The organism is Actinomyces sp. HPA0247, assembly GCA_000411415.1.
In the GTDB taxonomy this organism is placed as follows: Bacteria; Actinomycetota; Actinomycetes; order Actinomycetales; family Actinomycetaceae; genus Pauljensenia.
This window is the reverse complement of sequence record KE150451.1, coordinates 298,052-310,511: the sequence shown is the minus strand read 5'-3', so window position 1 is coordinate 310,511 and position 12,460 is coordinate 298,052. Positions and strand designations below refer to the sequence as shown.

Below are 12,460 nucleotides of genomic sequence, written 5' to 3'. Positions count from 1 at the left end.
TGCGAACGATTTCATTGATGAGCTGTACCCCGATAGCACGCCGCTCTATCGGCTGATGTCTCGCTCGTATACCTTCTCTGAAACTGACGCTGATCGTATTCGTGATGTTTACGATGAGAAGCTGAAGCCGTTGGGGTTCACGCTGTCGGAGAAGCGTGACTCGCAGATGGTTCAGCTCTTGTGGACGAACGCGAGTTACGCGGCGTCTGTCGATGTCGTCACCCATGTGGGTATTCAGAGCACGACGTTCTACTCGGCGGGTCCTCTACGTAGCGATGGTTCCAGTGAGAATCCTTCCATGTTCTTGCCGCTGGAGGGGCGGGTGCCGGAGTGGCTCACCCCGGAGCTGACGGAGAAATACAGGGAGCAATAAAAAAGTGGGTGGGGTGCTGGGCGTGAGCCCGGCACCCCACCTACTTCACTGACCTACTTCGCGTGGTAGCGAGGGCTGGTTCCCAGATGAGTGGGATAGGGGTTGTCCTTGTTCGTTGCCTGAGATTCGTCGAGGCCCCGATAGGCGTAGGAGTTGTCATACGCGATCTCGCTCGGATCAACCAGTCCATCGGTGTACTGCTGAATCTCTTCGGGGGTTGGGCTCGATCCGCCACCCTTGTCGGCCAGTGGGTTTTCGTCAGGGTACTGGCTCGGATCGGTGTTGAGCATTCCGCCGAGGTTTGCCGCACCGTAACCGCCGTATTGATTCCATCCTTGTTCGTGCCCAACCGCAGTATTGATGAGGAGCTGGAGGAGCTGATTCGAGGTCGCGTTGGGCCACTTGGCGCGTGCCTGCGCGAGCGCGCCGGCGACAATAGGGGCTGAAAACGAGGTACCACGATTTTGCCTGACCGTCCCGGTCGCTAGATCATGGTATGCGATTGGACCTCCGACAGCTGTTGTCGTGACTCCCTGCCCCCAGGAGGAGTAGGAAGCGAACTTTCCGTCGGTATCAATGGCGGAAACGCCGATCACACCTGACCACCATGACAGGTGATCCTCATTTTCATCACGACTCTCATTACCTGCCGAAGCTGTGATAAGGACGCCCTGGGACATTGATCTGGCGATTGCCCACTTGAGATCTTCGCTGCGTAAACTGGTGGAGGAGGACAGGTTAATGATGGTTGCGCCGTCGTTGATTGCGTGGTTGATCAGCGAGGATAGATCGGATGGTCGAATGTTTATTGGAAAGCCTGAGGGGGCAGTGCAATCGGATTCGGCGTGACTTGTTGGATCGAGCATGCTATATGACAGCAGGGTCGCGTCCGGAACAATGCCGTAGCTGTTGGAGACGAGCAAAGCGGCAATCGCAGTCCCATGTGCCGCATGCTCTGTGCTCGAGTGAACGGTACAGGGGGTCTTATCCGTAATGTTTGCTCCCGCAAGCTCCGGGACGGAGGTGTCGACGGTCCCGTCGATGATCGCGATGGTGACGCCTGCTCCCGTGTACCCCTTGGCTCGTGCCGAGTCCAGGTGATAGTAGGAGTAGTAGGCCTGGTCAGCTGACGTGATCTGGCGGTCGTCGGCCCGTGTGGGAACAGCCTGGTAGGCGGTGGCGATGCCCGTGAGTGCTAGCGTGGCGCATAGGGTACCCGCAGTGCGGAGGTTAAAAACCTGGCCAATCGGAGAAAACACGCGCGTACTTACCATTGGCTGATATCCCATCCGTCGTCCTTGCGTTTCGCCGGACTTATCGTACGATCCGAGCCGTAGGTCTGCGAGAGGGGATTAACGTATCCGCGCGGCATGCCGTCGTCCTCCTCGTCCTCAACGTGGAAGGCCTCGTACCTGCGGCGGCGACGCCTCTTCTCGTTCTTGGCTCCGCCAGCACCTGCACCGGAACCGCCCATGAAGCCGCCCTGTTGTCCCGCAGGCCCTCCCGCGCTCCGTCCCGATGAACCCGCCCCGGTGGCGGCGCCCGGAGGCGTGTAGGTGCCCATGCCTGTACCGCTGAATGATCCGGTGCGCAGCGGAGAGGCGCTCGCTCCCCCTCCCATCCGGCCAGTGACGCTGGCACCGAGGGCCCCCGTGCGCCCGAGGCCACTCAACGCGGATCCGCCCATACGTGCGGCTCCACGCAGACCCAGGGCACCAGCCCCAAGTACGCCCGCGCCGCCGAGGCGCCCAGCAGCCTGAGCCTCTGCGGCGCGCGCCGCATTGAGCCCCCAGAGAGGATGATCACGATCAATCGGGGGAGCGGGGGTATGTCCGCCGATGATCCCGTTCGCGTGCCGATCGCCGTTGACGCGGGTGTGCAGCAGGTCCAGGTCCATGAGGTCCTGAGGGTCGGTGATGGGGTTCGTGCGCGATCCGAGGTCGCCCTCGGGTAGGTAGCGGTTGGGGATGCGCGGAGACTGCATGACCCGCTGATTGATGTCCCCACCCTCGTCGTAACCGCCCGGGTACAGACCCGAGTCCGCCCTGCGGATGCCCGCGTTGCCGAAGGCATCCGACCGGGAACGACCGTAGGCGCCACCCTCGTGGGGTGAGATAACGATGTGCCCCTTCCTCAGGGCGTCGGCGGCGTCCTCGGGGAGCTCAGGAATCGGGGTCCATTCATCGCCGCCTTCTTCCGGGCCGTCGACGCCTGCTTCGCTGTGACTCTGCAGCCTCGCATTCAGGTCGTTCATCGTCGACTCGAAGCGCTCGATGATCTCCGTGGCCTTCGCCTCGCGCTGAGCATTGGCTTGAGCCTCGACACCCTCCACGTAAGCCAGCCCGTCCGCCACTAGGGAATTGACGAATTTGCCGGGCAAGCCGAACTTTGAGGCGATGGGGATGGTCACCTCGCCAGCGTGACGCAGGGATTCCGTCATGGGGTCCAGCAGCGTGGGGGAGAGCTGGCGTGCGTCCTCGGCGGCCAGCATGATCGCGCGCCGTGCCTCAACGTAGTAGGACATGCCGGTCATGTAGTAGTTGGCCTGCTTGTCAAAGCGCTTGATTGCACGTACGGCCTCGTCAGACATAGCCTGGCCGGCCTGGCCCGTGAACCCCTGGTACTCCTTGAAGTGCTCGACCTTGTCGCGCGCCTCTCGGATGGCCTTGACGATGGCGGAATGCTCGTCGTCCCAGCCGTAGAGCTTTTCGTTGTCCGGCGCACTGTTCGCGAACTCCATGAGCCGGTCGTACATGGGTGATGACACCATAGCGTTTTTCTCTTCCTTGAAAATACTGCTCAGACTTCACTTTGAGCGCCGTAGGAAGGCGTACCCTCGCTGTCGCCAGACTCATCGGCAGTCTCGGCAGGGGGATTCTCGCTGGTGATCTGCTCAATGCTCTTATCTGAGTACACCCGATGTGCGCTCTCGCCCTGGTTCAGTGCTAGCAGGGCGGTGCCGACTGCCGCCATCGCGGCGCGGGCATCTTCTTCGGTGCCGGTGAAGTCAGAGACAGCCTGGGCGACCTTCGCATCGAGGTCGCCTAAATACTGCGCTTCGTTCTGCATGTTCGTCGAGAAGGACGTGAGGAACGAGCGCACGGTATTTCCCATGCTCTGGGCCGCGCTCTCAGTTGTCCAGTGGCCGAAGATCTGTGCTGTGGCAATCATCAGTGCTGATGTTGCGGAGGTGGTGAGTTCGCCACCCCCGGCGCTCATGTCGCCACTCACCTGCGCGTGGCGCTCTGAGTCGAATGCAACGTCTGGCATCGCTCCGTTTTCCTTCGATAGGTGGAACCTTGCACTCCTGCGGCAAGGTAACCGAATGGTCAACAGTCTAGTTGCCTCGCTTGCGCTTGTGCAAGAATATGCGCGGTATCAACGAAAGAACTACGGTTACCACCGATGCAACAAAAAATGGTGGGCGAGCCAATTGGCTCGCCCACCACTCTCGCGTCACAGGCTCACTGTGCGGCTTCCTTTGGGGACACCGTCACGACCGTGTCGGTGATACCCACCGGGCCGGGAGCGGCCGGGGTGATCTCGCCGAACTTCTTCTTGTTCGTGACGACCATCGGGGTGACCGTGTCGTAGCCGGCCTCGCGGATGACGTCCCAATCGACCTCAGCTAGAACGTCGCCACGGCGAACGATGTCGCCCTTCGCGACACGCGGCGTGAAGCCTCGGCCCTCCAGTTTCACAGTGTCCATACCGATGTGGATGAGCACCTGGACGCCGGAGGCGGACTTAATGCCGTATGCGTGGCCGGTCGGAAAAGCAACCGTCACCTTGCCGTCACACGGGGCAACGACGACGGCGCCGGTGGCGGGGGATAGAGCAACGCCGGGGCCGAGCGCGCCGGCGGCGAAGGCCTCGTCGGCCACGTCAGACAGCGCAACGATCGTGCCCGCCATGGGGGAGGTGAGCGTCAGGTCAGCCTTCGCCTCGTCGCTGAAAGCGGGAGCAGCATCGGCCGCCGGAGCGGCGGCAGGCGCAGCAGCCGACGCAGTGGGGGTGGCTGCCGGGGCAGGCGCGGGGGCGTCGTCTTCGAGGAGCGACTTCTTCGCGCGAGCCTCCGCCTTCTGCTCCTTCGTGCGGTAGTCGAACAGAACGACCATCAGGAACGCGGTGATGAACGCGGCGGCGACGCCCAGGCCGTAGACGGCCATGGGGGTGAAGACGGGGATCGTCAGCAGCGAGGTGAACACGAAGGTATTCGTGGTGGCGCCGCCACCGATGCCGATAACCAGGCCACCGACGACACAGCCGGTGAGCATGAGCGGGTAGATGCGCTTGAAGCGCAGGTGAATACCGTACAGGGAGGGCTCGGAGATGCCGCCGAAGAGGCCCGCAGCCAGGGCGCCGGATGCGGTCTGACGCATGTCGGTGTCGCGGTCGCGGATGGACAGGAAGAGAACGCCGGCGGTGGCGCCAAAGCAGGCGAAGTTCCACGCGCCCATGGGGCCCTGGATGAAGTCCGAACCCGTCGCGGCGATGTTGGCCAGCTGCAGGGCGTTGAGCGGCCAGTGCAGGCCGAGCGGCACCAGGAAGGGGTAGATGATTGGGATGATGATCGAGAAGACGATGGGGGCGTGGCCGTTGAGCCAGGCCAGGCCGCCGCCCAAGCCGTTACCGATCCAGATCGACAGGGGGCCAATCAGGAAGGCGGTCAGCGGCATGATGATCATGAAGGAGATGAAGGGGACGAACACCATCTGGACGTTCGCGGGGACAATCTTCTTCAGGCCCTTGTAGACCAGTGCGAGGATCGGCACCATCAGCAGCGGCACGAAGACCTGGCCGCCGTAGTCGGCCAGCTGCAGGGGCAGGGAACCGATCTGGGTGACGCACTGCTCGGATCCGAGCGCGGTCTTCGTGCAGGTTGTCTCGCTGAACGAGGAGACGTTGCTCAGGCCGATGAAGTTGGGGGTGAGCAGCGACAGGATGACGGCCGTGCCGACCCAGGGGTCGATGTCCAGCTTCTTGGAGGCGTTGTAGGCGACCATTGCGGGCAGGAAGTAGAAGACCGCGCGCCACATGGAGTTCACGTAGCCCAGCCACGCGGGGATAACATCGGCGCGCGTGTCGACGACGCCGAGAGCGTCGAGGACTGCCAGGAACGCCAGGATCAGAGATGCGCCGAGGAGGACTGGCAGCAGCGGGCGGAACGAGTCTGACAGGTACTCGAAGAAGGCGTCGACGAGGGCGTTCTTGCCGCGGGCCTTCGCGCGGGCGGCGGCCTTGACGTCGTCGTTCGAGGCTGTGGCGCCCGACTTCATCGACGGCAGGTTGTTGATCTCGTTGAAGACCGACTGCACGGCACCGCCGATGACGATCTGGTAGCGATCGCCCGACTGGGGGACGGCGCCGAGGACGCCATCAATGGCCTCGACACGGTCCTTGTCGACGATCGACGCGTCGTTGAGTTCAAAGCGCAGACGCGTCGCGCAGTGGGTGAAGTGGGTGATGTTGCCGGGACCACCGACCGCATCGAGGATTTCCTGTGCCGTGTTGGACACGGGGGACTCCTTCCGTGGATGAGGATTCGACGCTGAATGCGACACTTGACAATTAGCATGTTTGAACAGGTAGTGACAGAGGCGACGGGCTATCTCACAGTATTTTGTGGGTAATTTGTGCCGCTTTGACGGTCACGAGGCCGGGGCCCGTTCTGTGCAGGCGTTTCCCTAGTAAAATGGCCCCGTGAATGAGTTTTCCTTGGCGATCCCCGGTGTTGATGGTGGCGATGCGCGCCGCCCGTACGCGTCCGCCGATTCCGAGCGCTGGGTGCCCGAAGACCACAAGTCCTCCGAGCGCACCGAGTTTGAGCGCGACCGCGCGCGCATCCTCCACTCCTCGGCGCTGCGTCGCCTCGGCGAAAAGACGCAGGTGCTGGGCCCGATCTCGGACGACTTCGTGCGCACCCGCCTCACGCACTCCCTCGAGGTTGCGCAGGTGGGCCGTGAGCTCGGCAAGGAGCTGGGGGCCGACCCGGATGTCGTGGACGCAGCGTGTCTGTCCCACGACCTCGGGCATCCGCCTTTCGGGCATAACGGCGAGCGCGCCCTGGATGCGGCGGCCGCCTCGATCGGTGGCTTTGAGGGCAACGCCCAGACCCTGCGCGTCGTCACGCGCCTGGAGCCCAAGGTCATCGGCACGGGCGGCGTTCCCGCGGGCCTCAACCTGACGCGGGCGACCCTGGACGCGATCTGCAAGTACCCGTGGGTGAAGGCCGGCGGCCCGGACCTGGCTAAGTCGACGCGCAAGTACTCCGTGTACCCCGACGACGCGCCCGTGTTTGCGTGGATGCGGCAGGGTGCGCCCGCCGGCAGGAGGTGCCTGGAGGCGCAGATCATGGACCTGTCGGACGACATCGCCTACTCGGTGCACGACGTCGAGGACGCGGTCGCGACCCGCAAGCTGGATCCCTCCGATCTTTTCGACGACGCGCACTGCTGCGCGGTCGTGGCCTCGACCCTGGACTGGTACGGGGCGTCGGTCGCGCGCTCGGACCTGGAGGAGGCCCTCGAGCGCATCGTGTCCATGCCCGTGTGGCTGCGCTCCTTCGATGGCTCCTATGCCTCCCTCGCGCACCTGAAGGATGCGACGAGTGAGCTGATCGGCCGCTTCTGCTCGGCGACCGTGGCCGCCACGCGCGAAACCTTCGGGGATGAGCCGCTGGGCCGCTACCGCGCGGACCTCGTCGTGCCGCGGCAGGTGCGCGCCGAGATCCAGATCCTCAAGGGCATGGCCGTCCACTACGTCATGAGCCCGCGCGAGACCGAGCCGGTGTACTACCAGCAGCGCACGCTCCTCGCCGACCTCGTCGACGCCCTGTACGAGGCCGGGGCCGACGCTCTCGAGCCGGTGTTCGCCGCGCAGTGGCGGGCCGCCTCCGACGATGGCGTGCGCCTGCGTGCGGTCATCGACCAGGTTGCCTCGCTCACCGACGTGTCGGCTTCCGCTTGGCACGCTCGCTGGTGCGGGATGCTGTCCTCGCAGCTGTGAGCGTGATCGGACGCAGACGTGGGCGGGCATCGGTAGACTGAGGGACATGGCGGGTCTGATTCGCAAGGACGACATCGAAGCGGTACGTAACGCAGTGAAGATCGACGAGATCATCGGCGAACACGTAGCGCTGCGACCCGCAGGTATCGGCTCCCTCAAGGGCCTGTGCCCCTTCCATGACGAGCGCACTCCCTCTTTTAACGTGCGCCCCCACCTGGGCATGTTCCACTGTTTTGGCTGCGGTGAGAGCGGCGACGTCATCTCCTTCGTACAGAAGATGGACCACCTGCCGTTCACCGAGGCCGTGGAGATGCTGGCGGCGAAGGCCGGAATCACCCTCCATTACGAGGAGGGCGGGGCGCGCGTGCGCACCGAGGAGCCGGGCAAGCGCCAGCGCCTCCTGGACGCCCACCGCGTCGCCGAAGAGTTCTATCAGCGCCAGCTTGCCTCCCCCGAGGCGCATAAGGGACGCACCTTCCTCGCCGAGCGCGGCTTCACCCAGGCGATGTGCGCGCATTTTGGTGTCGGCTACGCCCCGGCCTCGTGGGATTCCCTGACGCGCCACCTGCGTTCCAAGGGCTTCACGGACCAGGAGATCCAGATTTCAGGCCTGGGCTCGCAGGGCAGTCGCGGCGTGTACGACCGTTTCCGCGGGCGCCTCGTGTGGCCGATCCGCGATATCACGGGCGCGACGGTCGGCTTCGGAGCGCGTCGCCTGGATGACAGCGACAAGGAATCGCCCAAGTACCTCAACACCCCCGAGACCCCGATCTATAAGAAGTCGCAGCTCCTGTACGGCCTGGACCTGGCGAAGAAGACGATCGCGACGGAGCACAAGGTCGTCATCGTCGAGGGCTACACGGACGTCATGGCCGCGCACGTCGCGGGTGTGACAAACGCCGTGGCCACGTGTGGCACCGCCTTTGGTTCCGAGCACGTCAAGATCATTCGCCGCCTGCTGGGCGACCACGCGGATCCCGCTGCCGGTGTTCTCCTGTCGTCGGGGCGCGCGCATGGCTCCGAAGTCATCTTTACGTTTGACGGTGACAGTGCCGGCCAGAAGGCCGCGCTGCGAGCCTATGGCGAGGATCAGAACTTCGCGGCCCAGACCTTCGTGGCTGTTGCCCCGGGCGGGCAGGACCCCTGTGAGCTGCGCCTGTCTCAGGGCGACCAGGCGATCGTCGACCTGGTGAACTCGCGTATCCCGCTCTTTGAGTTCGCGATCCGCTCTGTCCTGTCCCAGATGGACCTGCGCAGTGCCGAGGGGCGCGTGCAGGGCTTGCGCGCCTCGGCCGGCATCGTCGCGCACATCAAGGATCGTGCGCTGCGCGGTGAGTACACGCGTCAGCTGGCCGGGTGGCTCGGCATGGACATGCGCACGGTCGAGCAGGCGATCCGCGCGGCCGGACGTGTCGAGGTCGTCTCGCACGAGGCCCGCCCTGGAGAAATTGAGATGGCGGGTGCCGGCCGTCCCGCCCCCACGCCCGAGCGCCGAGGCCCCGAGGATCCGGTGAGCCGCGTCGAACGCCAGGCACTCGAGGCCGTCCTCCAGCACCCGCTCTTCGCCGTGGGCTCCGGCTTCGAGGAGCTCGACGGGCAGTCCTTCACCGTGCCCACGCACCGCGCCGTCCACGACGCGATCCGCGCGGTCGGCGGCCTCGATGCTTTCACGCAGATGATGCGCCAGGCCGAGGCCCACTTCGGCCCGGGCGAGAACGCAACGCTCGCGGCCTCGCGCCACTTTGTCCAGGTGATCCTTGAGACCGCCGGAGAGATCATCGGCCCCGCCGTCACCCAGCTGGCCGTCGCGCCCCTGCCCGTCGCGGGCGAGGCCGATGTGCGCTCGTACTGCCGCGGCGTGGTGGCCGCGATGGTGCGTATGGACCTGACTCGTAAGCTCGGCGAGGCCCGCGCGGCCCTGTCGCGCATGAACGAGGAAGACCCCAACTACTCCGAGACGTTCCGGGAGCTCATGCGCCTGGAGCAACGCCGGCAAAACTACACCGAAAGGGACTAACCGATGGCCGAAGTTGAGAGCTTTACCCTGGACCATACCGCCGTGAAGGCGCCCTACGTGCGCCTCATCAATGTGGAGTCCGGCCCCAAGGGCGACCAGATTTCGAACTTCGACGTGCGCCTCATCCAGCCCAACGCCGGGGAGATCCCGACCTCGGGCCTGCACACGATCGAGCACCTGCTGGCCTCCCTGCTGCGAGACCGCATCGACGGCGTCATCGACTGCTCGCCGTTCGGCTGCCGCACCGGCTTCCACCTCATCATGTGGGGCACACCCTCGGTGCGTGAGGTGACCGAGGCTCTGGCCTCCTCCCTGCACGCCATCGCCGAGGACGTCACCTGGGAGGACGTGCCCGGCACCGACGCCTACTCGTGCGGCAACTACCGCGACCACTCGCTCTTCAGCGCGCGCGAGTGGAGCCGCGCGATCCTCGAGCAGGGCTTCTCCCTCGACCCCTTCGAGCGCGTCGACGTCATCCACTGATTCCGGGCGTTCGTCTGAACATGGAAGCGGGACCCATCCGGTGAGGATGGGTCCCGTTGTCGTCTGAGTGCGTGTGCGTAAGTGCGCGCGAGTGAGCGCGGGTGAGGGGACTGAGGACGCGGGTGAGGGGAGTGTGCCCCGATGGGGATCCCCGGCCTCGTCGATCAGTCGAGACCGACCGCGTCGCGCACGCGTGCCTCCAGGGCATCCGCCTCGCGCTGCCCGTCGGCGTCCAGGGGACCATCGGCCGTCAGGACCGAGAAGAGCCCGTCCTCGCCGCGGCGCACCCACGCCGTCACCGTCGTTCCGTTGCCCACCTCCACCTGGGAGTGCAGGACGATCGAGCGGTTCACGAACTCGCTCGTATGACGCATGAAGTCCTTCGGATCGCCCTTTCCGCGCCCCGCCAGCGCAGGGCGGGCCGGGTCCACCCACTCCAGGGCGAAGAGCGAGCCTTCGGCCTCCCAGCGCGCTCGCGCCACGTCGGACCAGGGGAACACCTCGGGGGTGGGCTTTCCCTCGTTGTTCGAGGCCTCGGCGCCGAACACGTACAGGCCCGACTTCGCGGCCGCCATCCAGCGCCCGTCCTCCAACTGCAGGCCGGGGGAGCGGCGCTCGCGGGAGGGCAGGGCCGAGGCAAGGGAGTCAGGCAAAGTCGTCATGCGTTGATCGTATCCTTTTGGCAGAAATCGTGCGCACAGGCCTGTACGTACGTAAAAGCGTACGTTATGATGGGGGTGGAAAGGAACAATCATGACTGCTGTGAGTGCTACCGCCGCCCGCTCGGACCTGTACCGGCTCATCGACACCGTGAACGAGGAGTCGACCCCCATCACGATCACCGGCCGTCGTGGAAACGCCGTTCTCATTGGCGAGGCAGACTGGTCCGCCATCCAGGAAACCTTGTACCTGCAGGGGATTCCCGGAATGGCGGACAGTCTGAAGGAAGCCGCTCGCGAAGACCTTGACGATGCGCTCGATGACGTGGAGTGGTAGCGATGTGGCGGGTCGTCTACTCCAAGCAGGCCGCGAAGGATGCGAAGAAGCTCTCTGCTAGTGGCCTCAGGACGAAAGCGCAGGCTCTCATTGAGCTCTTGAAAGAGGATCCTTTTGTGACGCCTCCCCGCTACGAGCGCCTCGTGGGCGACCTCGCAGGCATGTATTCCCGCAGGATCAACATTCAGCACAGGCTTGTCTACGAGGTATTCGAAGAAGAGTGCACTATCCGTGTCCTGCGCATGTGGACCCATTACGAGTGAGCCTTCCATGAGGTGAGAACGTCCACAGGGGGCGGGGGAGTGGGTCACATGCCGAAATCAATCGGCCACATTGCGGACGGCGGGCATATTCTGGCTTCATCTTTGTGAAAAACCACGACAGGAGACCTCATGGCATCGACGCAGCATACCCCCACGGAACTTGAGGCTGCCGGCGACCAGGTACTTCCCGCCGCTGATGAGCTGGCCGGTCGTTTCCCCCTGACCCCCAACCCGCATCCGGCGACGCCCGAAGAGTACAACGAGATCATGTCGACCCTGGCCTTCGGCAAGAAGTTCACGGATCACATGGCCCACATGCGCTGGACCCGCGAGGGCGGCTGGGGTGACCGCGGCGTCATCCCCTACGGCCCCCTTGAGCTGACCCCCGGCGCCTCCGTCTTCCACTACTGCCAGTCCGTCTTCGAAGGCATCAAGGCCTACAAGCGCGCCGACGGCTCCGTGTGGACCTTCCGCCCCGGCTACAACGCCGCGCGCCTGAACCACTCGGCGCGCCGCCTGGCCCTGCCTGAGCTGAGCCGCGAGGACTTCGTGGCCTCCCTCGTGGACTATGTGCGCGCCGACGTGAAGTGGGTTCCTGACGTTGATGGCTCGTCGCTCTACCTGCGCCCCTTCATGTTTGCCTCCGAGGAGTTCGTGGGCGTCCACCCCGCCGGCGTCGTCGACTACTACGTCATCGGCTCCCCCTCGGGTCCCTATTTCAAGGGTGGGCTGTCGGGCGTGGCCATCTGGGTGGAGCGCGAGTACCACCGCGCCGGCCCCGGCGGCACCGGTAGCGCCAAGGCGGGCGGCAACTACGCGGCCTCCCTGCTGCCTCAGATCCAGGCCGAGGCCAAGGGCTTCTCCCAGGTCTGCTTCCTGGACACCTACGAGGGCAAGTACCTCGAGGAGCTGGGCGGCATGAACATGTTCGTCGTCATGGCGGACGGCACGATCCGTACACCCTCGCTGACCGGCGTCATCCTCGAGGGCGGCACGCGCAGCGCGATTCTGCGCATGCTGCGCGACGAAGGCGTGGAGGTGCGCGAGGAGAAGATCGCCCTGTCCGAGGTCGTGGACGGCATCCGTTCGGGCGACGTCGCCGAGGTCTTCGCCTGCGGTACGGCCGCCGTGGTCACCCCGATCACTCGCCTGGCTGGTGACGACTTCGACGTCGAGATCGCGGTGGGCGACAAGACCCGCGAGATCCACAAGCGCCTCACCGACATCCAGTGGGGCCGCGCCGAGGACCCCTACGGTTGGACGTACCGCCTGGCCTGAGCATCATCGCTTGAGGGAGCCACGGCCTCGTCGATTGCACGA

The 12,460-nt window shown here is 64.8% G+C and carries 12 protein-coding genes; 7 read left to right on the top strand and 5 right to left on the bottom strand.

Features of this window, described 5'->3' with window-relative positions:
* A partial coding sequence (locus HMPREF1478_RS06500; protein WP_016461278.1) for a DUF4853 domain-containing protein occupies positions 1 to 373 on the top strand: 373 nt, incomplete at its 5' end.
* A gap of 53 nt (positions 374 to 426) precedes the next feature.
* On the opposite strand, the gene HMPREF1478_RS06495 is transcribed toward HMPREF1478_RS06500, so the two are convergent.
* The 4 genes from HMPREF1478_RS06495 to HMPREF1478_RS06480 form a co-directional block, all read right to left on the bottom strand.
* A complete protein-coding gene (locus HMPREF1478_RS06495) occupies positions 427 to 1,662 on the bottom strand; it encodes a S8 family peptidase (protein ID WP_016461277.1) in 1,236 nt (411 codons plus the stop codon).
* Positions 1,641 to 3,143 (bottom strand): hypothetical protein, encoded by a 1,503-nt coding sequence (locus tag HMPREF1478_RS06490; protein ID WP_016461276.1) that lies wholly within the window; start codon positions 3,141 to 3,143, stop codon positions 1,641 to 1,643. The genes HMPREF1478_RS06495 and HMPREF1478_RS06490 overlap by 22 nt, the downstream gene beginning before the upstream one ends.
* Before the next feature lie 29 nt (positions 3,144 to 3,172).
* Positions 3,173 to 3,643: a hypothetical protein gene (locus tag HMPREF1478_RS06485; RefSeq protein ID WP_016461275.1), complete on the bottom strand. Its 471-nt coding sequence runs from the start codon at positions 3,641 to 3,643 to the stop codon at positions 3,173 to 3,175.
* Between the two features lie 194 nt (positions 3,644 to 3,837).
* The gene (locus tag HMPREF1478_RS06480; protein ID WP_016461274.1) at positions 3,838 to 5,892 is read right to left on the bottom strand and encodes a glucose PTS transporter subunit IIA; all 2,055 of its coding nucleotides are present in this window, start codon (positions 5,890 to 5,892) and stop codon (positions 3,838 to 3,840) included.
* Positions 5,893 to 6,076: 184 nt separating this feature from the next.
* Here HMPREF1478_RS06480 and HMPREF1478_RS06475 point away from each other — a divergent pair, with 184 nt between their 5' ends.
* The 3 genes from HMPREF1478_RS06475 to HMPREF1478_RS06465 are packed head-to-tail and all read left to right on the top strand — an operon-like array spanning position 6,077 to position 9,881.
* On the top strand, positions 6,077 to 7,381 hold the full coding sequence (locus HMPREF1478_RS06475) for a deoxyguanosinetriphosphate triphosphohydrolase (RefSeq protein WP_016461273.1): 1,305 nt from the start codon (positions 6,077 to 6,079) through the stop codon (positions 7,379 to 7,381).
* 46 nt (positions 7,382 to 7,427) lie between these two features.
* The gene (gene dnaG, locus HMPREF1478_RS06470; protein ID WP_016461272.1) at positions 7,428 to 9,398 is read left to right on the top strand and encodes a DNA primase; all 1,971 of its coding nucleotides are present in this window, start codon (positions 7,428 to 7,430) and stop codon (positions 9,396 to 9,398) included.
* Positions 9,399 to 9,401: 3 nt separating this feature from the next.
* A complete protein-coding gene (locus HMPREF1478_RS06465; protein WP_016461271.1) occupies positions 9,402 to 9,881 on the top strand; it encodes an S-ribosylhomocysteine lyase in 480 nt (159 codons plus the stop codon).
* 164 nt (positions 9,882 to 10,045) lie between these two features.
* Here HMPREF1478_RS06465 and HMPREF1478_RS06460 read toward each other — a convergent pair whose 3' ends face one another.
* Positions 10,046 to 10,543: a hypothetical protein gene (locus tag HMPREF1478_RS06460; protein ID WP_016461270.1), complete on the bottom strand. Its 498-nt coding sequence runs from the start codon at positions 10,541 to 10,543 to the stop codon at positions 10,046 to 10,048.
* Between the two features lie 91 nt (positions 10,544 to 10,634).
* On the opposite strand from HMPREF1478_RS06460, the gene HMPREF1478_RS06455 reads away from it, so the two are divergent.
* The 3 genes from HMPREF1478_RS06455 to HMPREF1478_RS06445 all read left to right on the top strand — a co-directional run bounded on the left by HMPREF1478_RS06455 (position 10,635) and on the right by HMPREF1478_RS06445 (position 12,418).
* Complete coding sequence (locus HMPREF1478_RS06455) at positions 10,635 to 10,877, top strand: type II toxin-antitoxin system Phd/YefM family antitoxin (RefSeq protein WP_016461269.1); 243 nt, start codon at positions 10,635 to 10,637, stop codon at positions 10,875 to 10,877.
* Between the two features lie 2 nt (positions 10,878 to 10,879).
* Entirely contained in the window at positions 10,880 to 11,140 is a 261-nt protein-coding gene (locus HMPREF1478_RS06450; protein WP_016461268.1) for a Txe/YoeB family addiction module toxin, read from the top strand.
* A gap of 129 nt (positions 11,141 to 11,269) precedes the next feature.
* Positions 11,270 to 12,418: a branched-chain amino acid aminotransferase gene (locus HMPREF1478_RS06445; protein WP_016461267.1), complete on the top strand. Its 1,149-nt coding sequence runs from the start codon at positions 11,270 to 11,272 to the stop codon at positions 12,416 to 12,418.
* The last annotated feature ends 42 nt before the right edge of the window (positions 12,419 to 12,460 follow it).

What these genes read in the sequence shown, in the direction of transcription:
- HMPREF1478_RS06460 (WP_016461270.1), bottom strand. Translation starts at nt 10,543, where the DNA reads ATGACGACTTTGCCTGACTCCCTTGCCTCGGCCCTGCCCTCCCGCGAG.
- HMPREF1478_RS06485 (WP_016461275.1), bottom strand. Translation starts at nt 3,643, where the DNA reads ATGCCAGACGTTGCATTCGACTCAGAGCGCCACGCGCAGGTGAGTGGC.
- HMPREF1478_RS06490 (WP_016461276.1), bottom strand. Translation starts at nt 3,143, where the DNA reads ATGGTGTCATCACCCATGTACGACCGGCTCATGGAGTTCGCGAACAGT.
- HMPREF1478_RS06495 (WP_016461277.1), bottom strand. Translation starts at nt 1,662, where the DNA reads ATGGGATATCAGCCAATGGTAAGTACGCGCGTGTTTTCTCCGATTGGC.
- dnaG (WP_016461272.1), top strand. Translation starts at nt 7,428, where the DNA reads ATGGCGGGTCTGATTCGCAAGGACGACATCGAAGCGGTACGTAACGCA.
- HMPREF1478_RS06445 (WP_016461267.1), top strand. Translation starts at nt 11,270, where the DNA reads ATGGCATCGACGCAGCATACCCCCACGGAACTTGAGGCTGCCGGCGAC.
- HMPREF1478_RS06455 (WP_016461269.1), top strand. Translation starts at nt 10,635, where the DNA reads ATGACTGCTGTGAGTGCTACCGCCGCCCGCTCGGACCTGTACCGGCTC.
- HMPREF1478_RS06465 (WP_016461271.1), top strand. Translation starts at nt 9,402, where the DNA reads ATGGCCGAAGTTGAGAGCTTTACCCTGGACCATACCGCCGTGAAGGCG.
- HMPREF1478_RS06450 (WP_016461268.1), top strand. Translation starts at nt 10,880, where the DNA reads ATGTGGCGGGTCGTCTACTCCAAGCAGGCCGCGAAGGATGCGAAGAAG.